Below are 20,578 nucleotides of genomic sequence, written 5' to 3'. Positions count from 1 at the left end.
GCCGAGGCGCAGCGCGTCGAGCACCGCGCCGCGCTCGCGCAGCCGGGCCACCGCCGCCGGACCGCCCGCGATGATCTCCCGCACGGCCAGTTCGTCGCACAGGCCCGCGCCGGCGACCAGCGTGTCGCGCACGTGCGCGTCGACCGAGTCGCCCTCGTCGTGCTCGCCCGGCAGCACGACGGCCACGCCGCCCTGCGCCCACCGGGTGTTGCCGTCCTCGCCCGCCGCCTTGGTGACCACCAGGACCCGCAGCCCCAGCTCACGCGCGCGCAGCGCCGCCGTCAGACCCGCGACCCCCGTGCCGACGACCACCAGGTCGGCACGGGCCTCCCACAGCGGGGTGCTCACTCGCCGCCGCCGGGCTTGCCGATCTCGATCATGCGCTGCACCGCGCCCCGGGCCCGCGCCGCGGTCTCCGGGTCGACGTGCACCTCGTCCTTGTTCTCGCGCAGCCCGCGCAGCAGGGCCGCCGGGGTGATCATCTTCATGTACCGGCACGACGCCCGGTCGTTCACGGCCCGGAAGTCGATCTCCGGCGCGGCCCGGCGCAGCTGGTGCAGCATGCCGATCTCGGTGGCGACCAGCACCGACTTCGCGCTGGTCTGCCGCGCGGCGGTGATCATGTCGCCGGTCGAGAGGATCCTCACCTTGTCCGCCGGGACGGTGCCCTCGCCCGCGAGGTAGAGCGCCGACGTGGCGCAGCCGCACTCGGGGTGGATGAACAGGTCGGCGTCCGGGTTCGCCGCCGCGCGCTCGGCCAGCTCGGGGCCGTTGATGCCCGCGTGGACGTGGCACTCGCCCGCCCAGATGTGCAGGTTCTCGCGGCCCGTCTCGCGCTTGACGTGCGCGCCGAGGAACTGGTCCGGCAGGAACAGCACCTCGCGGTCGGCCGGGATCGACGCGACCACGTCCACCGCGTTCGACGAGGTGCAGCAGATGTCGGTCTCCGCCTTCACCTCGGCGGTGGTGTTGACGTAGGAGACGACGACCGCGCCGGGGTGCTCGGCCTTCCACGCCCGCAGCTGGTCGCCGGTGATCGAGTCGGCGAGCGAGCAGCCCGCCCGCTCGTCCGGGATGAGCACGGTCTTGTGCGGCGCGAGGATCTTCGCGGTCTCGGCCATGAAGTGCACGCCGCAGAACACGATGGTGGACGCGTCGCTCGCGGCCGCGATGCGGCTGAGCGCCAGCGAGTCACCGGTGTGGTGCGCGATGTCCTGGATCTCGGGCAGCTGGTAGTTGTGCGCCAGGATGACCGCGTCCCGCTCGCGGGCCAGCTCCAGCACCTCGTCACGCCATGCGGCGTCCGGCGCGATGCCGTCGTAGGCGCCGTCCGAGGTTCGCTCCACGTAGGCGGTAGCGACCATGGGTTCCTCCCTTGAGCCAGGTTTTCGCCTAACGGTCGAAAACGTGGCCGATAGTATCAGCCGAGTGGGACTGGCGGGACATGAGGTGCTGGCCGCGGTGCTCCAGGTGAGAGCCGGATCACTCCAGGTCATGCTGTGGGAGCGCGGTCGGGAGCCGCACGCGCACCGCTGGTCACTGCCCGGTGGCGGGCTCGGCGACGACGAGGACGTCGAGGCGTCGATCCGCCGTCAGCTGGCCGAGAAGGTCGACGTGCGGCAGTTGTCACACGTCGAGCAGCTCGCCGTCTTCAGCAACCCGAAGCGCGTGCCGGGGCTCCGCGTCGTCGCCACCGCGTTCCTCGGCCTGGTGCCGTCCCACATCGACCCCGTCGTGCCGGCCGACACGGCGTGGCACCCCGTGGACGACCTGCCCGCGACCGCGTTCGACCACGAGGCGATCTGCCGCCGCGCCCGCAACCGGCTCGCGTCGAAGCTCTCGTACACCAACCTGGGGTTCGCGCTGGCGCCGCCGGAGTTCACCATCTCCGCGCTGCGCTCGCTGTACTCGGCGGCCCTGGGCTACAAGGTGTCGGCGACCAACCTGCAGCGCGTGCTGTCGCGGCGCGGGCTGCTGGAGCCGACCGGCGGCACCGTGCAGCCCGGACCGTCCGGCGGCAGGCCCGCGGCGCTGTTCCGGTTCGTGTCGGGCGAGATGCGGGTCACCGACCCGTTCGCCGTGCTGCGCCCGCCGTCCACCCGTAGCTTGGGCTCGTGACCGCGACGCTCCCCCTGTTCCCGCTGGGCACCGTGCTGCTGCCCGGGGCGTCCCTGCCGCTGCACGTCTTCGAGCCCCGGTACCGACAGCTCACCGTCGACCTGGTGACGGGCGCGGTGCCGGAGCGCACGTTCGGCGTCGTGTCGATCAAGCAGGGCTGGGAGGTCGGCGCGGAGAACGTCGAGGCGCTGTGCGACGTCGGCTGCACCGCCGTCCTGCAGGAGGCGCGGCGGCTGCCCGACGGGCGGTACGACCTGACCACCACCGGCGGCCGGCGGTTCCGGCTGCTCGACGTGGACGAGGACAGCGCGCCGTACCTGGTCGGCTCGGTGGAGTGGCTGCCGGACACCGCCGGGCCGCCGGAGGTCGAGGCCCTCCTGCCGCTGCTGGCGCGCAGCGCGCGGGCCGCCCACGGCCGGTACCGCGAGGCGGCGTTCCAGAGCGCCGGCCGCCGACCGCCCGCCGAGGACACCCCGCCGGCCGACCTGGCGTACGCGCTGGCGGGCGACTGCCTGCTGACGCTGGAGGACCGCCAGCGCCTGCTTGAGGAGACGTCGCCGGCCCGCCGGCTGCGGCTCGTCCGCGCCGTCCTGCACCGCGAGGCGGGCATCCTCGACGCGCTGAGCGCCGTGCCGGCGCCGCTGTCGGAACTGGGACACCTGCCCCACCGCAACTGACCGTCCGGTCACTAAGCTTCCCCGCGCACCGCCTCACGGGTACCGGGACGAGCCGCAAGGGACGGGACACGAGGATGAACGCCATTCGCGCGCTGCTGGACCGCGGTGTCCCCCTGGTCGCGGCCAGCTTCGACGACACCGACTGCGAGCGCGCGGCGAAGGCGGCGGTCGAGGCCGAGGTCGACGTGGCGGAGCTGCGGCTCGACCAGTTCTCCACCACCGACCCCGAGCACGTCCGGGAGCAGATCGGCGCCTTCCGCGACCTGCCCGTCCTGGCCACCGCGCGGTCCGCGCGGGAGGGCGGCGGGTGGACCGGGACGGACGAGGCACGCCTCGCCCTGTTCCGCGCGGTCGCGCCGCTGGTCGACGCGGTGGACGTCGAGCTGTCGTCCCGCGAGATCCTGGCCGACGTGGTCGCGGCCGCCCGGCGGCACGACGCCGTGGTGATCGTCTCGTTCCACGACTTCGACCGCACGCCGCCGATCGACCGGCTGCGCGCCACCGTCGCCGAGGCGAAGGCCGCGGGCGCCGACATCGTCAAGGTCTCCACGATGGCGACGTCGCGCGCCGACGTGAAGGCGCTGGCCACGTTGTTGACGGAGGCCGACGACGACACCGGGCTGATCGTCATCGCGATGGGCGAGATCGGCAGCGTCTCCCGGATCTTCTTCCCCGCGCTCGGCTCCCGGCTCACGTACTCGTTCGTGGACCACCGGCCGACGTCCGGGCAGCTCGGCTACGCCGAGACGTTCCGGCTCCTGCGCCGCTTCTACCCGGACTTCGACCAGCGGAAGACCGCCGAGCTGTAGCACCTCCCCCACCCCGCGCCGGCGCTCGTGACACCTGGGCGTCGGCCTTTCGCGCTGCCTCCGCCTTCCTTCACGGTGACTCACCGTGCGCGTCGACGTGCACACGGTGGAGTGTTGATTCGTCCTCTTGCCCTCTAGTGGGATTGTTCAACAATCCCCTACCGTGTGGTGCACGACACACCACCACGGCTGCGAGGTGATCCACATGAGCACCACGGACACGGGCACCAAAGACGGACCGTTCACCTGGTTCCACACGCTGGGCCGCAACGGCAAGCGCGCCTTCGTGGGCGCGTTCGGCGGGTTCGGCCTGGACGCCTACGACTACCAGGTCCTCCCCCTCGGGCTCTTCGCCATCACCGCCTACTTCGGCATCAGCAACGCCCAGGCGGGCCTGCTCAACACCGTCACGCTGGTCGTCTCGGCGCTCGGCGGCGCGATCGCGGGTGTCCTCGCGGACCGCGTCGGCCGCGTCCGCACCCTCATGATCACCGTCATCACCTACGCCGTGTTCACGGTCCTGTGCGGGTTCGCCACCAGCTACGAGACGCTGCTGGTCTTCCGCGCCCTCCAGGGCCTCGGCTTCGGCGGCGAGTGGGCGGCCGGCGCGATCCTCGTCGCCGAGTACTGCAAGCCGCGGTACCGGGGGCGCACGGTCGCGTTCATCCAGAGCTCGTGGGCCGTGGGCTGGGGCCTGAGCGTCGTCGTCTACACCCTCGTGTTCAGCTTCGTCCCGCAGGACTTCGCGTGGCGCGTGCTGTTCTGGACCGGCGCGATCCCCGCCATCCTGGTGTTCTACGTGCGCCGCAACGTCAAGGACGCGCCCCGGGCCGAGAAGTCGCTGCACACCAGCCCGCGCAAGGGCGACTTCAGGGCGGTCTTCCGCGGCCCGCTCGGCCGCACCACGCTGTTCGCGTCGCTGCTCGCCACCGGTGTGCAGGGCGGCTACTACACCCTGGCGGGCTGGGTGCCGACGTTCCTCCGGACCGAACGGGGCCTCAGCGTCGTCGGCACCGGCGGCTACCTGGCGCTGCTGATCAGCGGCGCGTTCGCCGGGTACGTCACCGGCGGCTACCTGACCGACCGGCTGGGCCGCAAGCGCACCTTCACCCTGTTCGCCGTGCTCAGCGCGATCCTCATCGTCCTGTTCACCCAGATACCGTCGGGGGCGAACTGGCTGATCCTGCTGGTCACGTTCCCGCTCGGGTTCACCACGTCCGCGATCTTCAGCGGCTTCGGCTCGTTCCTGGCCGAGCTGTACCCGACGGACCTGCGCGGCACCGGCCAGGGCTTCACCTACAACTTCGGCCGCGCGGTCGGGGCGTTGTTCCCGACCCTGGTGGGCTTCCTGGCGGCGGGCATGGGCGTCGGCGGCGCGATGGTCTTCGGCGCGGTCGCCTACGGCCTGGCCGTCGTGGCCCTCCTCGGCCTCCCCGAGACGAAGGGAGTGGAGCTGGCATGACCATGACACCGCACGAGGTGCGCGCCCGCCACGACGGCCCGACGACCGGGCTCGCGGACGGCTACGCGCAGGCCAACCTGATCGCCGTGCCCCGGGACTGGGCTTACGACGTGCTGCTGTTCACCCAGCGCAACCCCAAGCCGTGCCCCGTCCTGGACGTCACCGACGCCGGCAGCACCACCACCGTCCTCGCGGGCAACGCCGACCTGATGCGCGACGTGCCCCGCTACCGGGTCTGAGCGCACGGCGAGCTGGTGGCCGAACCCACCGACGCGTCCGAGCACTGGCGGGACGACCTGGTGGCGTTCCTCATCGGGTGCAGCTTCACGTTCGAGTCCGCGCTGAAGCGGGCGGGCGTCCCGCTGCGGCACGTCGAGCAGGGCCGCAACGTCCCGATGTACGTCACCGACCGCGAGTGCCGCCCGGCGGGACGCCTGCACGGCCCGCTGGTCGTGTCGATGCGGTACGTCCCGGCGGACCTGGTGGACACGGCGACGCGGGTCACCGCCCGCATGCCCGCCGTGCACGGCGCGCCGGTTCACGTGGGCGACCCGGCGGCGCTCGGCATCGACGACCCCGACCGGCCGGACTTCGGCGACCGCACCGAGCCGCGCGACGGCGACGTGCCGGTGTTCTGGGCGTGCGGCGTGACACCGCAGGCCGCCGTGATGGCGTCGAAGCCGCCGTTCGCGATCACCCACGCGCCGGGCCACATGTTCGTCACCGACGTGCCGGACACGGCGTACGTGCTCTGACCGGCAGCGCGCTAGCCGAGCCGCCGACCCAGGTCGTCCAACCCGTTCCACGCCGCCAGGCAGCCGTACGCCAGCGCCGTGCCCAAGGGCCACGCCAGCACGCCCCACCACGTCTCCAGCACCGGGGCCAGGGCGATCACGTCGCCCACCTCGGGCGCGGCGCCGACGGTGTACCGGCCGGCCGCCGAGCCGGTGCCGGTGAGCTGGCCGAGGTACGCGGCCACCCCGGCGCCGAGCGTGGCGCCCAGCATCACCACGGGCCCGCGCCGTTCCCGCAGCATCCACACCGCGATGCCGGTCACCAGGCCGGCGCCCAAGCCGATCAGCACGAACAACATCAGGCCGTCGAGCCGGTGGTAGCTCTCGCCGGTCACCGGGATCAGCGACCCGTCCTGCTGCACCACCACGTTCTGGGGCGGCGCGAGCCGCGCCCACAGCCACCCCGCGGGCAGCCCGAGCAGCGCGATCGCGGACAGCACGGAGAACGCGGGCAGCAGGTCGCGCTTCACCACGACCCGCGGCCGCCGCGCCACGTAGTAGTACTCGAACGCCGGCGCGGGTGGCACGCGAACGGGCGCCGCCCGCTCGTCCACCGGTTGCTCCGCCACCCGACGACCTCCCTGCACCCGTGACCAGATGCAGGGCAGGTTACCGCGCTGAGGTGATCTCGCCGTGACGGCTGCACGTGGCCGTCCACCCGGCCGGGGTCACCTGCACCACCATCCGCCGCGCGCACTCGCCGCAGAACCGCGGCGGGTCGATGACACCGAGCCGCGAGGCGCACGCCGAGTGGTCGGCCTCCGCGCGCGCCTTGCCGCAATACCCGCAGTACGTCACAGCACCCAGCCCACTCGTCACAGGGTCTTGCTCAGTTCCTTGATCGGCATGGACAGCTCGGTCAGCATGTCGAGGTCCTGCTGCGCCGGGCGGCCCAGGTTGGTCAGGTAGTTGCCGACGATGATCGCGTTGACGCCGCCGAGCATGCCCTGCTTCGCGCCGAGGTCGCCGAACGTCAGCTCGCGGCCGCCCGCGAAGCGCAGGATCGTGCGCGGCAGGGCGAGCCGGAACGCTCCCACGGCCCGCAGCGCGTCGGGGCCCTCCACGACGGGGTAGTTCTCGTACGGGGTGCCGGGGTTCGGGATGAGGAAGTTCAGCGGCACCTCGTCGGGCTCCAGCGCGGCCAGCTGCACGGCGAACTCGGCGCGCTGCGCCAGCGTCTCGCCCATGCCGATGATGCCGCCGCAGCAGACCTCCATGCCCGCCTCGCGGATCATCGTCAACGTCTCCCAGCGCTCTTCCCACGAGTGCGTGGTGACCACGTTGGGGAAGTGCGAGCGGGCCGTCTCCAGGTTGTGGTTGTAGCGGTGGACGCCCATGTCCACCAGCTCGTCCACCTGCTCCTGGGTGAGCATGCCGAGCGAGCACGCGATCTGGATGTCGTTGCCGTCCTCGCGGATGGCCTTGATGCCGTCGCGCACCTGCGACAGCAGCCGCTTGTCCGGCCCGCGCACGGCGGCGACGATGCAGAACTCCGTCGCGCCGGTCTCGGCGGTCTGCCGGGCCGCCTTCACCAGGCCGGGGATGTCCAGCCACGCCGAGCGCACCGGCGAGGGGAACTGCCCGGACTGGGAGCAGAAGTGGCAGTCCTCGGGGCAGCCGCCGGTCTTCAGCGACACGATGCCCTCGACCTCGACCTCCGGGCCGCACCAGCGCATGCGCACGGCGTGCGCCAGCTCCAGCAGGTCCGGGATGCGCTCGTCGGGCAGCTGGAGGACTTCGAGCACCTGCTCCTCGGACAGCCCGACACCCTGCTCCAGCACCTGCTCGCGGGCAACGCTGAGGACATCGACCTGTTCGGGGGCTGCGGTCACGACTTCTCCTCGATCGAGAACTCCGGCGGTGGTCCGCCGTGCAGTCTGCCGCACGGACCCCGGCGCGCCCCAGCGACGTGCGTCACTGGTTCGGTCGAGAAGTGCGGCGCCGGACGGACGGGCAGGTCAGCAGGTGTGCGGCGCGGCGAACTTCTCCGGGTCGAACGTGCCGCCGAACCACGGCGACAGGCCCTCGCGGGCCGTGTCCACGAACTCGGACCTGCCCAGCGACGCCGCGCCGTCGGGCAGCACGCCGAGCAGGGGCGCGCCCGCGGCCTCGGGCAGGTCCACCAGGTTGGTCCGGGTGGCGAGGTCCGGCACGGCGGGCCAGCGGCCCACCACCACGCCGGCGGACTCCAGCCCGCGGTGCAGCAAGGCCTCGGCGGTCAGCGCGGTCATGTTCAACGTGCCGAGGCCGGGGTGCGCGACGATCAGCACCGGCGCGTTGAGCGCCCAGGCCGCGTCGGCGATGGTGGACCCGGCGTCGTCGAACCGGACCAGCAGCCCGCCCGCGCCCTCGACCAGCACCAGGTCGTGCGTCTCGTCCAGCTCCGCGGCCGCCGCGGCGACCTCGCTGGGGTGCACGGTGGGCAGGCCGGAACGGCGCGCGGCCGTGGCCGGGGCCAGCGGTTCGGGGTATCGCCGCAGCTCACGGGTGGTCACGCGGCCCGCGAGGCGGGCCACCTCGGCGAGGTCGCCCGGTTCGCCGTCGGCGACGCCGGTCTGCGCGGGCTTGAGCACGGCGACCCGCCGGCCGTCGGCGACGGCCAGGGCCGCCAGGGCGGCGACGACCACCGTCTTGCCGACCTCGGTGCCCGTGCCGGTGATGACGAGGACGCTCACGGGCGCAGAGCCTAGGCGCACACGTAGAGTCGCGGCCGGCCGCGTTCTACAGTCACCGACATGAGTGAGATCGTTCTCTACGGCGCGAACTGGTGCGGCGACTGCCGGCGGGCCAAGGCATGGCTGCGGGAGCACGAAGTGCCGTTCACCGAGGTCGACGTCGAGCACGACGACGCGGCCCGCGACAAGGCGATCGAGATCGCCGGCGGGCGCAAGAACATCCCGGTGGTCGTGCTGCCCGACGGCCGCGTGCTGGTGGAGCCGTCGAACACCGAGCTCGCCGCCGCGGTGGAGCGCTGAGTGGGCAAGGCCGGCAGGCGCAAGCGGCGCCAGGCGGAGTCCCAGGGCAGGCGTGACGAGATCCGGCGCGGCGACCTCCGCGAGCGCGAGCAGGCGCGACGCGCCGCGCGGGCGGCCACCAAGCAGGACCTGGCGTGGTTCCAGCGGCAGGGCGGCGGCGTGCAGACCCTCGTCGTGCTGGGGTCCATCGCCGCGGCGGTCGGCGGGCACTTCCTCCTCTGGGGCGCGGTGTTCCCGGCCCTGGGCGCGGCGGTCGGCCGGGTGCCGGTCGTGTCCACCGTGACGGGGTGGCTGTTCGGCGGCGGCGCGTTCCTGGCGTGGGGCGTGGTGGCCGTCAACCACAAGACCGCGACACCGCGGACGACGGCGCGGCTGCGGACCGTCGCCTGGGTGTGGTCGGCGGTCGCGGTGCTGCTCGTCCCCACCGGGTACGCGAACGACGTCCTGCTGCCGGTGGACTTCTGGGCGGGCGTGTACGCGGGCGCCTACGGCATGCTCCTGTCGCCGGTGGCGCTGGGCGTGGTCGCCCTCGGCTGGTGGCTGCTCGTCACCAAGCTGTTCAAGCACAAGGGAGAGCCGAGCACCGAGACGATCGGCTGGATCTGCGTCGGCTACTCGGTGCTGCTGCTGGTGTGGGGCTCAACCCTGCTGCGCGCGTGACGCCTCGGCCGCCGCGACGACGGCCGCCCCGATCGCGGCCACGTCGTCGTCGGTGCTGACGAACGGCGGCATGGTGTAGATCAGGTCGCGGAACGGCCGCAGCCACACGCCGTGGTCGACGGCCGCGGCGGTGGCGGCGGCCAGGTCCACCGGGTGGTCCAGCTGCACGACGCCGATCGCGCCGAGCACCCGCACGTCGCCGGGCGCCTGCGCCAGCCCGGCCCGCAGCCCGGCCTCGATCCGGCGCACCGACGCCCGCCAGTCCTGCGAGAGCAGCAGCTCGGTGGACGCCAGCGCCACCGCCGAGGCCAGCGGGTTGCCCATGAACGTCGGCCCGTGCGCCAGCACGGGCACCTCGCCGCGCGAGATGCCGTCCGCCACCCGTGACGTGCACAGCGTCGCCGCCATCGACAGGTACCCGCCGGTCAACGCCTTGCCCAGGCACATGACGTCGGGGCTGACGGAGGCGTGGTCGGCGGCGAACAGCTCGCCGGTGCGGCCGAAGCCGGTCGCGACCTCGTCGAAGATCAGCAGCACGTCGTGGGCCAGGGTCAGCTCGCGCAGCACGTGCAGGTAGCGCGGGTCGTGGAAGCGCATCCCGCCCGCGCCCTGCACGACCGGCTCGACGATGACGGCGGCCAGCTCGTCGGCGTGCGCCTCGACCAGGTCCGCCAGCTCCTGCACGTACGCGGTGTCCAGGTCGCGCGGCGGCGCGGAGGCGAACACCTGCTCGGGCAGCACTCCCCGCCACAGCGAGTGCATCCCGCCCTCGGGGTCGCACACCGACATCGGCTGGAACGTGTCGCCGTGGTACCCGCCGCGCCACGTCAGCAGCCGCCGCTTCTCCGGCCTGCCGCGCGAGCGCCAGTGCTGCAGGGCCATCTTCACCGCGACCTCGACCGACACCGACCCCGAGTCGCACAGGAACACGTGCTGCAACGGCTCCGGCGTGATCTCCACGAGCTTCGCGGCCAGCGCCACCGCCGGCTCGTGCGTGAGGCCGCCGAACATGACGTGGCTCATCCGGCCCAGCTGGTCGCGCACGGCGGCGTCGAGCACCGGGTGCCGGTAGCCGTGGATCGCGGCCCACCACGACGACATGCCGTCGACCAGCTCGCGCCCGTCGTCCAGCCGGAGCCGGACACCCTCCGCCGACGTGACCACGAGCGGCTGGTGGGTGCCCGGCATCGGGCCGTACGGGTGCCAGACGTGCGCCTGGTCCAGCTTCAGCAGCTCATCGCGATCCACGAGGGGTCAGGCTAACCGGCAGCGACGCGAGGCCGCGCACGAGCGTGCCCGCCCGCCACCGCAGCGTCTCCGGCTCCGCGGCGAGTTCCAGGTCGAAGCGGTCCAGCAGCGACCCGATCGCGATCTCGCCCTCCATCCGGGCCAGCGGCGCGCCCAGGCAGTAGTGGACGCCGTGCCCGAACGCCAGGTGCCCGCCCGCGGGCCGGGTGATGTCGAACCGGTCCGCCTCGGGGAACCGGGACCCGTCCCGGTTGGCCGACAGCAGCGACACCAGCACCACGCTGTCCTTGGGGATCAGCACGTCGCCCAGCCGGACGTCCTCGTTGGTGTAGCGGAACGTCGCCTGGTTGATCGGCCCCTCGAAGCGCAGCACCTCCTCGATCGCGCCCGGCAGCAACGACCGGTCGGCGCGCAGCTTCGCCAGCTGCTCGGGGTGCCGCAGCAGGTGGTACACGCCGTTGGCGATCAGGTTGACCGTCGTCTCGTGCCCGGCGACGAGCAGCAGGAACGCCATCGAGACCAGCTCGGTCCGGTCGAGCCGGTCGCCCTCGTCGTCCGCGTGCACGAGCGCGGAGAAGAAGTCGTCACCGGGCTTCGCCCGCTTGTCCTCGACCAGCTCGGACAGGAAGTGCGCCATCGCCGCGCCCGCCGTCGCGATGGCCTGGGCGTCCGGACCGCCCGCCACCAGCGCGTTCGACCACTCGCGGAACTTCTTGCGGTCGTCCATCGGCACGTCGAGCATCTCGCAGATCACCGTGATGGGCAGCGGGAACGCCAGCGCGTCCACCAGCTCCACCGCGGACGCGGTCCCCGCCTGCTCCGCCATCCGGTCCAGCAGCCCGTCGGTGATCTCCCGCACCCGCGGCCGCAGCTGCTCGACCCGCCGCGCGGTGAACGCCTTGGTGACGAGCTTGCGCAGCCGGGTGTGGTCCGGCGGGTCCAGGTTCAGCATGTGCCGCACCAGGGACTCGTCGAACGCCGCCGCCTCGGTGTCGACGACCCGGTTCTTCTCCACCACCTCGGGGAAGCGCTCGAAGTGCTTGACGAACCTCGGGTCGGCCAGCGCGAGCCGACCCTCGTCGTACCGGGTGACCAGCCACGCCTTCATGCCGCGCGGCAGCACGACCTCGGTCGCCGCGGACTCCTCGCGCAGCCGCGCGTGGTACGCGTGCGGGTCGGCGAAGTACTCGTCCCCGAGCACGTCGAGACCGGCGATCTTCTCCCCCATGAGACCCCTCTCCTCGCCTGAGTTAACTCCGTTTACTCAACGAGTCGAGCAGTCCTCGTGTCCCCGATCCCGATCAACGTCACCCGATCAGCCCAAGCACCCCGGTCCCAGCAGCGCCTTCAGGTCGCCCATGAGCGACGGCGTGGGCGTCACGCGCAGCGCGTCGTCCAGCTTCAGCAGCGTGTTGCGGCTGCTGTTGATGACCAGGTTCAGGTGGACCTCGGTGGTGCCGGGGTGCGCGGCGAGGACTTCCTTCAACGACGTCACCAGCTTCGGGTCGCACCGCGACGCCGACACCTTCAGCTTCAACGCCTGCGCGCCCAGCTCCGACAGGTCCGGCACGACCAGGTCGTTGGCGATCAGCGAGATCCGGTCCTCCCGCTTCGCCACCCGTGCCTTGACCAGCACGATCGCGTCCTCGGCCACCGACATGCCGTGGACCATGTAGCTCTTCGGGAAGAACAGCACCTCGATGCCGCCGGCCAGGTCCTCCAGCATCGCCGACGCCCACGGCTCGCCGTTCTTGTTCACCCGGCGGGTGACCGACGCGAGGATGCCGCCCAGCGTGACCTGCGTGCCGTCCGGCACGTCGCCTTCCAGGATGCGCGGGATCGTGGTGTCCGAGTAGGAGCCGAGCACCTGCTCCACGCCGTTGAGCGGGTGGCCGGACACGTACAGGCCCAGCATCTCCCGCTCCAGCGTCAGCTGGTGCTTGGACTCCCAGTGCTCGTCGGGGATCTTCACGTCGAACACCGAGGCGCCGTCGTCACCGCCGCCGTCGCCGAACAGGTCGAACTGGCCGCGCGCCTCTTCCTTCTTGGTCAGCATGATCGCGTCGACCGCCTCGACGTGGACCATGTGCAGGCCCTTGCGCGGGTGGCCGAGCGAGTCGAACGCGCCCGCCTTGATCAGCGACTCGACGACCTTCTTGTTGCACGCCTGCACGTCGACCTTGCGCAGGAAGTCGGAGAAGTCGGCGAACTTCCCCTTCTCCTTGCGGGTCTTGATGATCGCGTCGACCACGTTCGCGCCGACGTTGCGGATCGCGCCGAGGCCGAACCGGATGTCGCTGCCGACCGCGACGAACTCGCGCTCCGACTCGTTGACGTCCGGCGGCAGCACCGTGATGCCCATCCGGCGGCACTCCGCCAGGTAGACCGCCGACTTGTCCTTGTTGTCCGAGTTCGTGGTGAGCAGCGCCGCCATGTACTCGGACGGGTAGTTCGCCTTGAGGTACGCGGTCCAGTACGCGATCAGGCCGTACGCGGCGGAGTGCGCCTTGTTGAACGCGTAGTCGGCGAACGGGACCAGGATGTCCCACAGCGTCTTGATGGCCTCCGGCGAGTAGCCGTTGGCGCGCATGCCCGCCTCGAAGCCCTCGTACTCCTTGTCGAGGATCTCCTTCTTCTTCTTGCCCATCGCGCGGCGGAGCAGGTCCGCCTGGGCCAGCGTGTAGCCCGCCACCTTCCGCGCGATCGCCATGACCTGCTCCTGGTACACGATCAACCCGTAGGTCGTGTCCAGGATCTCGGCCAGCGGCTCCTCCAGCTCGGGGTGGATCGGCGTGATCTCCTGCTGCTTGTTCTTGCGCAGCGCGTAGTTCGTGTGCGAGTTCGCGCCCATCGGACCCGGCCGGTACAGGGCGATGACGGCCGAGACGTCCTCGAAGTTGTCCGGCCGCATCAGCCGCAGCAGGTCGCGCAGCGCGCCGCCGTCCAGCTGGAACACGCCCAGCGTGTCGCCGCGGCCCAGCAGCTCGTACGTCTTGCGGTCGTCCAGGCCGACGGTCGTGATGTCGACCTCGCCCTTGCCGTTCAGCGCGATGTTCTTCAGCGCGTCGTCGATCGTGGTCAGGTTGCTCAGCCCGAGGAAGTCCATCTTCAGCAGGCCGAGCGTCTCGCACGTCGGGTAGTCGAACTGGGTGATGATCGACCCGTCCTGCGGGCGCATCCAGACCGGGATGTGGTCCATCAGCGGCTCCGCGGACATGATCACCGCGCAGGCGTGCACGCCGGCGTTGCGGATCAGGCCCTCCAGCCCGCGGCCGGTGTCGATGATCTCCTTGACCTGCGGGTCCGTCTCGTACAGCGCCCGGACCTCGGCGGCCTCCGAGTACCGCTTGTGCTGCGGGTCGAACACGCCCGACAGCGGGATGTCCTTGCCCATCACGGCGGGCGGCATGGCCTTGGAGATGCGGTCGGCCACCGCGTAGCCCGGCTGCCCGTACAGCACGCGGGCGGAGTCCTTGATCGCCGCCTTCGCCTTGATCGTGCCGAACGTGATCACCTGGGCGACCTTGTCGTAGCCCCACTTCTCGGTGACGTACCGGATCACGTCGCCGCGCCGGCGCTCGTCGAAGTCGATGTCGATGTCGGGCGGGCTGACCCGGTCCGGGTTCAGGAACCGCTCGAAGATCAGGCCGTGCGCCAGCGGGTCGAGGTCCGTGATGCCCATCGCGTACGCGATCAGCGCGCCCGCGGCCGAACCGCGGCCGGGGCCGACCCGGATGCCGTTGGCCTTGGCCCAGTTGATGAAGTCCGCGACCACCAGGAAGTAGGACGGGAAGCCCATCTGGAGGATGACGTCGATCTCGAACTCGACCTGCGTGCGGTGGACGTCGTCCACGCCCTCGGGGAAGCGGCGGCGCATCCCCTCCCACACCTGCTCGCGGAAGTAGTCGGCCTCCGTCATGCCCTCCGGCACGGGATAGCGCGGCATCAGGTTCTGGAACGCGAACATGCCGGTCGTGTCGACCTTCTCGGCCACCAGCAGGGTGTTGCGGCACCCCTCCTGCCAGGCATCGGACGAGTCGATCGCGCGCATCTCGTCCGGCGACTTCAGGTAGTAGCCCGTTCCGTCGAACTTGAACCGGCTCGGGTCCTGGAGCGTCTTGCCGGTCTGCACGCACAGCAGCGCCTCGTGCGCCTCGCGGTCCTCGGCGTAGGTGTAGTGCGAGTCGTTCGTGACCACGAACGGGATGCTGAGCTTCTTCGCGATGTCCAGCAGCCCGCCGCGGACCCGGCTCTCGATCTCGATGCCGTGGTCCATCAGCTCGACGAAGAAGTTCTCCGCGCCGTAGATGTCGCGCCACTTCGCGGCGGCCTCCAGGGCCTCCTTCTCGTGGCCCAGGCGCAGCCGGGTCTGCACCTCGCCCGACGGGCAGCCGGTCGTCGCCATCAACCCCGCCGAGTGCTCGGCGATCAGCTCGGCGTCCATCCGCGCCCACTTGCCCAGCTGGCCCTCGGTGGAGGCGCGGCTGGAGAGCTTCATCAGGTTGTGCAGGCCCTCGTTCGTCCGGGCCCAGATCGTCTGGTGGGTGTACGCGCCGCTGGCGGAGACGTCGTCGGCCTTCTGCCCCGGGTCGCCCCACAGCACGCGCTTCTTGTTGAAGCGCGACTCCGGCGCCATGTACGCCTCGATGCCGATGACCGGCTTGATGCCCGCCGCGGTCGCCTGCCGGTAGAAGTCGTACGCGCCGTACATGTTGCCGTGGTCGGTGATCGCGGCGGCGGTCATGCCCATCCGCTCGCACTCGGCGAACATGTCCTTCAGCTTGGCCGCGCCGTCGAGCATCGAGTACTCGGTGTGCACGTGGAGGTGCACAAACGAGTCGGACACCCAAACCCCCCTGAAGATCGCAGCGGGCCCGGGACTCAATCGCTCGGGCAAGACTCGCCCGACCCTATAACGGCAACAAGATCACATCACCACGACACCCCCGGCGGGCGTCCGGGTGACCCGGCGGGCCGATGACGCGAAGATCGCCCCAGGCGGGTAGCGTTCGAGGGGTGGTAGCGCCGGACCCCGTCGACGCCCGTCTCCTGGCCATGATCGCCGAGATGGGCCGTGCCGCCGTGCACGAGGTGGCCGCACGGCTCGGCATGGACCCGCGCGAGGCCGCCACCCGCCTGATCACGTTGTCCGGCAGCGGGTTGCCGCTGCTCGTCGGCGTGGAGTGCGACCCGAACGGCATCCGCAAGGCGCTGGCGAACAGCGTGGCGTGGGGCAACTACTCGGGGCCCGGCGGCCAGGCCGTCCGCGGCACGCCGAGCGGCCCGTACCCGCCCGTGCCGGGCACCGTCCACGGCACGCCGTCCGGCCCGTACCCCGGCTACCCGGGACCGCAGGGCCCGCCCAGCACGCCGTTCCCGGCGCAGCCGCAGCCCGGCGCGCTGATGGGCCCGCCGTCCGGCCCGGTGCCCGAGCCGATGAGCACGTGGGGCGTCCCCGGCACGTCCGGGTGGGCGCGCGGCGACCAGCAGCCCGCGCCGCGCGCGCGCACCGGCAAGATCGGCAGCACGCTGGAGACCGAGGGCCTCGAGGGCGCCCGGTTCACCATCCAGCTGGTCGAGGTCGTCGACCCGGCGGACTTCCTGTTCACCGCGGCCGGCTACAAGCTGGCGGACGGCGAGCGGGCCGTGGTCGTGCACACCGAACTCGCGAACATCGGCCAGGTGCCGTTCAACGCCCTGCCCGACATGTACCTGGTGCTGATGACCAACAAGGGCGAGACGGTGAGCAAGGCGCCGGTGTCGCTGTCGTCCCGGCCGCCGCACAAGATCGGCGTGCAGCCGGGCGAGACGGCGGGCGGGCACACCGTCTACGTGCTGCCCGAGGACACGGTGATCTTCTCGGTGCGCTGGAGCTCCCGCCCGGAGACCGACCTCAACACGCTGGTCTGGACGATCGACGACTGAATTTTGGCCGCTGCTCCGCAGACGGCGGCTCGGTCGCCTGGAAGTCGACCGTTCGCGCCTGATTTCCCGGCGATCGAAGGGCGTGATCGCCGGGAAATGAGTCGCGAACGGTCGACGCGACCTCGCGGGGGCCGAGAGGGTAGCGCGCGGGTGGGGTGAGGTCGCGGGGCCGAGAGAGTAGCGAGCGGGGGTCAGGCGTGGGCCGGGGTGGGTTGCGGGTCTCGGGTGATGCCCACGTCGCCCCTGGTCAGGGTGGCGAAGAGGATGACCGCCAGGATCGTCGCGGCGGCCATCACGGTCACCATCGGCAGGACGCTCGCCGAGCCGCCCGCGCCCACCAGCGGCGCCATCAGGCCGCCCACCATGAACGTCGTCACGCCCAGCACGGCCGACGCGCTGCCCGCCGCCTCCGGGTGCCGTGACATCGCCAGCGAACCGGCGTTCGGCATGAGCAGGCCGACGCTCATCGTCAGCACGAACAGCGGCGGCAGGAACGTCGCCAGCCCGCCGCCGACCAGCCCGCCGACCAGCAGCCCGACCCCGCCGGCCGCACAGCCCGCCAAGCCGATCTTGAGCAGCGGACGCGGCATGACGCGACCGGTCAGGCCGGTGTTGACCAGGCCCGCCACCATGATCGCGACCGAGTTCACCGCGAACACCAGGCTGAACTGCTGCGGGCTCAACCCGTACACGTTCTGGAGCACGAACGACCCGCCCGCGACGTACGCGAGCAGCGCGCCGAGGGCCAGGGCCGACGACAGCGCGTAGCCGAGGAACTTGCGGTCGGCCAGGAGCCCGCCGAACACCTTGAGCGTGAGCAGCAGGTTCGCCGGGCGCCGCTTGTTCGGCGGCAACGTCTCCGGCAGGCCGACGGCCAGGGCGATCCACAGCGCCAACCCGATCAGGGCGAGCGCGACGAACGTGCCGCGCCAGCTCGTGAACCTCAGCAACTGGCCGCCGAGCACCGGGGCCACGACCGGTCCCAGGCTGTTGACCAGCATCATCAGCGACATGAACCGGGCCATCGCCAGGCCCTCGAACCGGTCGCGGGCGACCGCCATCGCGATCACGAACCCGGCCGCCACACCGAGCCCCTGGAGCAGGCGCAGACCGGACAGCGCGAACGCGCCGGGCGCGACGGCGCAGAACAGGGAGATCACCACGTAGCTGCCGATGCCGACCAGCAACGGCCGCCGCCTGCCCCACGAGTCGGAGAGCGGGCCCACGAGCAGCTGCCCCAGTGAGAGGCCGATGATGAACATCGTGAAGGTCAGCTGGATCTGCGACTCCGTCGCGCCGAACTCCTCCGCGATCGACGGGAACGCGGGCAGGTAGGTGTCGATCGAGAGCGGTCCGAGCAGGCACAGCGTGCCCAGCAGGACCACCAGTCGGGACCTGTTGTCCATTCGCCACTCCCCCGGGGGCTCGTCTGCGAGAAGCTTCGCAAGCCGAACGACCTGGGGGAAAGCTATTTGGCGCAACTCACGCGCACTGCGTAAGAGTTTCGTCCACAGTGTGGACGAACCGGTCAGTAACCCTCGTCGCGCAGCAGTTCCAGCGCCGCGGCGAGGTCGTCGGGGTACTCGCTCGTGAACGACACCCACTGGCCGTCGGCCGGGTGGTGGAAGCCGAGCGTCCGCGCGTGCAGCCACTGCCGGGTCACGCCCAGCCGCTTCGCCAGCGACGGGTCCGCGCCGTACGTCAGGTCGCCGACGCACGGGTGGCGCAGCGCCGAGAAGTGGACGCGGATCTGGTGCGTGCGGCCGGTCTCCAGGTGCACGTCGAGCAGCGACGCGGCGCGGAACGCCTCGACCACCTCGTAGTGCGTGATGCTCGGCTTGCCGTTGGCCATCACGGCGAACTTGTAGTCGTGCTTGGGGTGCCGGTCGATGGGCGCGTCGATGGTGCCCTTGATCGGGTCCGGGTGGCCCTGCACGAGCGCGTGGTACAGCTTGTCGACGGTCCGTTCCTTGAACGCGTGCTTCAGCGCCGAGTAGGCGTGCTCGCTCTTCGCGACCACCATGACGCCCGTCGTGCCGACGTCCAGCCGGTGCACGACGCCCTGCCGCTCGGCCGCGCCGGACGTGGCGATCCGGATGCCGGCCGCGGCCAGCCCGCCGACCACGGTGGGGCCGGTCCAGCCGGGGCTCGGGTGCACGGCCACGCCGACCGGCTTGTCCACCACGATGATGTCGTCGTCCTCGTGCAGGACCACCAGGCCCTCCACGGGCACGGCCTGCACCTGCACCGGGCGTTCGGGTTCGGGGAGGGTGACCTCCAGCACGGAACCCGCGACGAGGCGGTCCGACTTGCCCGCCGGCCGGCCGTCCAGCACGACGTCGCCCGACTCCGTCAGCGCCGCGACGACCGTGCGGGACAGCCCGAGGAGCTTCGCGAGACCGGCGTCGACCCGCATCCCGTCCAGGCCGTCCGGGACGGGAAGGGTCCGATAGCCGCTCATGCGCCCGCCTTCTTCTCAGCCGACTTCTCCTCAGCCGACCGGCTGGGCTTCTTCTCCACGCGGGTGCCGTCGTAGTCGCGCTGGAGCAGCGCCATCAGCACGATCACCCCGCCGCCCACGCAGATGGCGGAGTCCGCCAGGTTGAACACGGGGAAGAAGTTCCCCCACGGGTCGAGCACGGAGATGAAGTCGACGACGCCGCCGCGCAGCGGGCCGGGCCCGCGGAAGATGCGGTCCACCAGGTTGCCCGCGGCGCCGCCGAGCACCAGCCCGAGGCCGATGGCCCAGCCGACCGACCGCAGCCGGCGCGCGATCCACAGGATGAACACGACCACGCCGGACGCGATCAGGGCGAGGATCACGGTCCAGCCCTCGGCCAGGCCGAACGCGGCGCCGGTGTTGCGGATCAGCGGCAGGTAGAGCAGGCCGCCGAACAGCTCGACCGGCTCCCGCCCCTCCAGCCGGTCCACCGCGATGATCTTGGTGACCAGGTCGAGGGCCAACACGAGCGGCGCGATGACGGCCAGCAGCAGGACCCGTCGCTTCGGCAGGGGCGCGTCCGGCTGGTCCGGGGTGTCCGGCTCGGTGTTGGGATCGGTGCTCACCGGGCCATTGTCCAGTATCGCTATCAGCGCAGGAACGGCGGGAGCGCGCGCTCGTCGTTCAGCGGGGCCCAGCGGCCGTCGCGGAGTTCGTAGTCCCACCGCGAGCCCTCGGTGACGAGCGCGCGCAGCGCGGCCACGAACCGGTCCACGTGCTCCTCGGTGGTGCCCAGGCCGAGGGACGCGCGAAGTGCCCGGTCACCGCCGGTGAGCCGGTGCACGGCCACGTGCGCGCAGAACGCGCCGTCGCGCACGCCGATGCCGTGCTCGGCGGACAACGCGGCGGACAGGTAACCAACGTCCTGGCCGCCGACGGTGAAGCTCACCACGCCCACCCGGTCGTGGTCGGCGCCGAACAGGGCCAGCTCCCGCACGCCGGGCACGGTCGCGAGGCCCGCGCGGAGCCGCGCCAGCAACGCGCGCTCGTGCTCGACGGTCTGCTCCCAGTGCCGGCCGAGCACGTCGCACGCCACGGCCAGCGCGTGCACGCCGACGACGTTCGGGCTGCCCGCCTCGTGCCGCTCGGGCACCGCGGACCAGGCCACGCCGAGGCGGTCGCCGTGGTCGGTGACGCGGGCCGTCGCGCCGCCGCCCACCAGGTACGGCTCGGCGGCTTGCAGCCAGTCGGACCGGCCGACCAGGACGCCCGCGCCGAACGGCGCGTAGAGCTTGTGCCCCGACAGGACGGTGTAGTCGACGTCCAGCGCCCGCACGTCGACGGGGCGGTGCGGTGCGAGCTGGGCGGCGTCGAGGGCGATCCGGGCGCCGTGCCGGCGGGCGACCCGCGCCAGCTCGGCCACCGGCCACACCTCGCCGGTGACGTTGGACGCGCCGGTCACCACGAGCA

At 71.8% G+C, this 20,578-nt stretch carries 20 protein-coding genes and 1 pseudogene; 8 read left to right on the top strand and 13 right to left on the bottom strand.

The features are described 5' to 3' along the window. Positions 1-348: FAD-binding protein (locus ACFQ3T_RS21675; RefSeq protein WP_380725219.1), on the bottom strand; the 348-nt coding region annotated here is incomplete at its 3' end. Continuing rightward, complete coding sequence (gene nadA / locus ACFQ3T_RS21670; protein ID WP_380725217.1) at positions 345-1,364, bottom strand: quinolinate synthase NadA; 1,020 nt, start codon at positions 1,362-1,364, stop codon at positions 345-347. The genes nadA and ACFQ3T_RS21675, both read right to left, overlap by 4 nt. A gap of 64 nt (positions 1,365-1,428) precedes the next feature. Between nadA and ACFQ3T_RS21665 the strand changes: the two genes are divergently transcribed. From ACFQ3T_RS21665 to ACFQ3T_RS21645, 5 genes and pseudogenes are all read left to right on the top strand, one after another. Next, complete coding sequence (locus tag ACFQ3T_RS21665; protein ID WP_380725215.1) at positions 1,429-2,118, top strand: NUDIX hydrolase; 690 nt, start codon at positions 1,429-1,431, stop codon at positions 2,116-2,118. Next, a complete protein-coding gene (locus ACFQ3T_RS21660; RefSeq protein WP_380725213.1) occupies positions 2,115-2,795 on the top strand; it encodes an LON peptidase substrate-binding domain-containing protein in 681 nt (226 codons plus the stop codon). The genes ACFQ3T_RS21665 and ACFQ3T_RS21660 overlap by 4 nt, the downstream gene beginning before the upstream one ends. Positions 2,796-2,869: 74 nt before the next feature. Further along, complete coding sequence (aroD, locus tag ACFQ3T_RS21655; protein ID WP_380725211.1) at positions 2,870-3,604, top strand: type I 3-dehydroquinate dehydratase; 735 nt, start codon at positions 2,870-2,872, stop codon at positions 3,602-3,604. A 205-nt stretch (positions 3,605-3,809) separates the two neighbouring features. Next, complete coding sequence (locus ACFQ3T_RS21650) at positions 3,810-5,066, top strand: MFS transporter (RefSeq protein ID WP_380725209.1); 1,257 nt, start codon at positions 3,810-3,812, stop codon at positions 5,064-5,066. Positions 5,067-5,068: 2 nt separating this feature from the next. Further along, a pseudogene (locus ACFQ3T_RS21645) lies at positions 5,069-5,821 on the top strand (putative hydro-lyase). A gap of 11 nt (positions 5,822-5,832) precedes the next feature. Here ACFQ3T_RS21645 and ACFQ3T_RS21640 read toward each other — a convergent pair. The 4 genes from ACFQ3T_RS21640 to bioD all read right to left on the bottom strand — a co-directional run bounded on the left by ACFQ3T_RS21640 (position 5,833) and on the right by bioD (position 8,535). Further along, on the bottom strand, positions 5,833-6,429 hold the full coding sequence (locus ACFQ3T_RS21640) for a DUF2567 domain-containing protein (protein WP_380725207.1): 597 nt from the start codon (positions 6,427-6,429) through the stop codon (positions 5,833-5,835). Positions 6,430-6,469: 40 nt separating this feature from the next. Further along, on the bottom strand, positions 6,470-6,679 hold the full coding sequence (gene bsaP / locus ACFQ3T_RS21635) for a biotin synthase auxiliary protein BsaP (protein ID WP_380725205.1): 210 nt from the start codon (positions 6,677-6,679) through the stop codon (positions 6,470-6,472). Further along, entirely contained in the window at positions 6,676-7,692 is a 1,017-nt protein-coding gene (gene bioB / locus ACFQ3T_RS21630; protein WP_380725203.1) for a biotin synthase BioB, read from the bottom strand. The genes bsaP and bioB overlap by 4 nt, the downstream gene beginning before the upstream one ends. A gap of 126 nt (positions 7,693-7,818) precedes the next feature. Beyond that, positions 7,819-8,535 (bottom strand): dethiobiotin synthase, encoded by a 717-nt coding sequence (gene bioD, locus ACFQ3T_RS21625; RefSeq protein WP_380725201.1) that lies wholly within the window; start codon positions 8,533-8,535, stop codon positions 7,819-7,821. A gap of 60 nt (positions 8,536-8,595) precedes the next feature. Here bioD and ACFQ3T_RS21620 point away from each other — a divergent pair, with 60 nt between their 5' ends. After that, complete coding sequence (locus ACFQ3T_RS21620; protein ID WP_380725198.1) at positions 8,596-8,835, top strand: glutaredoxin family protein; 240 nt, start codon at positions 8,596-8,598, stop codon at positions 8,833-8,835. Then, positions 8,836-9,495: a hypothetical protein gene (locus ACFQ3T_RS21615; RefSeq protein WP_380725196.1), complete on the top strand. Its 660-nt coding sequence runs from the start codon at positions 8,836-8,838 to the stop codon at positions 9,493-9,495. It begins immediately after the preceding gene. Here ACFQ3T_RS21615 and ACFQ3T_RS21610 read toward each other — a convergent pair. From ACFQ3T_RS21610 to dnaE, 3 genes are all read right to left on the bottom strand, one after another. After that, entirely contained in the window at positions 9,475-10,743 is a 1,269-nt protein-coding gene (locus ACFQ3T_RS21610) for an adenosylmethionine--8-amino-7-oxononanoate transaminase (protein ID WP_380725194.1), read from the bottom strand. The two genes, ACFQ3T_RS21615 and ACFQ3T_RS21610, sit on opposite strands and share 21 nt — an antisense overlap. After that, positions 10,730-11,971 carry a cytochrome P450 family protein gene (locus tag ACFQ3T_RS21605; RefSeq protein ID WP_380725192.1) on the bottom strand — a complete coding sequence of 414 codons (1,242 nt, stop codon included), beginning with the start codon at positions 11,969-11,971 and terminating at the stop codon, positions 10,730-10,732. The genes ACFQ3T_RS21610 and ACFQ3T_RS21605 overlap by 14 nt, the downstream gene beginning before the upstream one ends. Positions 11,972-12,058: 87 nt before the next feature. Next, positions 12,059-15,589: a DNA polymerase III subunit alpha gene (gene dnaE, locus ACFQ3T_RS21600; RefSeq protein ID WP_380725190.1), complete on the bottom strand. Its 3,531-nt coding sequence runs from the start codon at positions 15,587-15,589 to the stop codon at positions 12,059-12,061. A gap of 170 nt (positions 15,590-15,759) precedes the next feature. Between dnaE and ACFQ3T_RS21595 the strand changes: the two genes are divergently transcribed. After that, the gene (locus ACFQ3T_RS21595; protein WP_380725188.1) at positions 15,760-16,668 is read left to right on the top strand and encodes an AsnC family protein; all 909 of its coding nucleotides are present in this window, start codon (positions 15,760-15,762) and stop codon (positions 16,666-16,668) included. Positions 16,669-16,859: 191 nt separating this feature from the next. On the opposite strand, the gene ACFQ3T_RS21590 is transcribed toward ACFQ3T_RS21595, so the two are convergent. The 4 genes from ACFQ3T_RS21590 to ACFQ3T_RS21575 all read right to left on the bottom strand — a co-directional run. Continuing rightward, on the bottom strand, positions 16,860-18,074 hold the full coding sequence (locus tag ACFQ3T_RS21590; protein WP_380725186.1) for a multidrug effflux MFS transporter: 1,215 nt from the start codon (positions 18,072-18,074) through the stop codon (positions 16,860-16,862). Positions 18,075-18,196: 122 nt separating this feature from the next. Then, entirely contained in the window at positions 18,197-19,129 is a 933-nt protein-coding gene (locus tag ACFQ3T_RS21585) for an RluA family pseudouridine synthase (protein WP_380725184.1), read from the bottom strand. Beyond that, on the bottom strand, positions 19,126-19,734 hold the full coding sequence (gene lspA / locus ACFQ3T_RS21580; RefSeq protein ID WP_380725181.1) for a signal peptidase II: 609 nt from the start codon (positions 19,732-19,734) through the stop codon (positions 19,126-19,128). Before lspA ends, ACFQ3T_RS21585 begins: the two co-directional genes overlap by 4 nt. A gap of 23 nt (positions 19,735-19,757) precedes the next feature. Then, positions 19,758-20,578: aminotransferase class V-fold PLP-dependent enzyme (locus ACFQ3T_RS21575; protein ID WP_380725179.1), on the bottom strand; the 821-nt coding region annotated here is incomplete at its 5' end.

This window comes from Saccharothrix hoggarensis (assembly GCF_042678885.1).
Taxonomy (GTDB): domain Bacteria; phylum Actinomycetota; class Actinomycetes; order Mycobacteriales; family Pseudonocardiaceae; genus Actinosynnema; species Actinosynnema hoggarensis.
The sequence above is the reverse complement of the archived record's forward strand: the minus strand, read 5'-3'. Positions and strand labels throughout refer to the sequence as shown.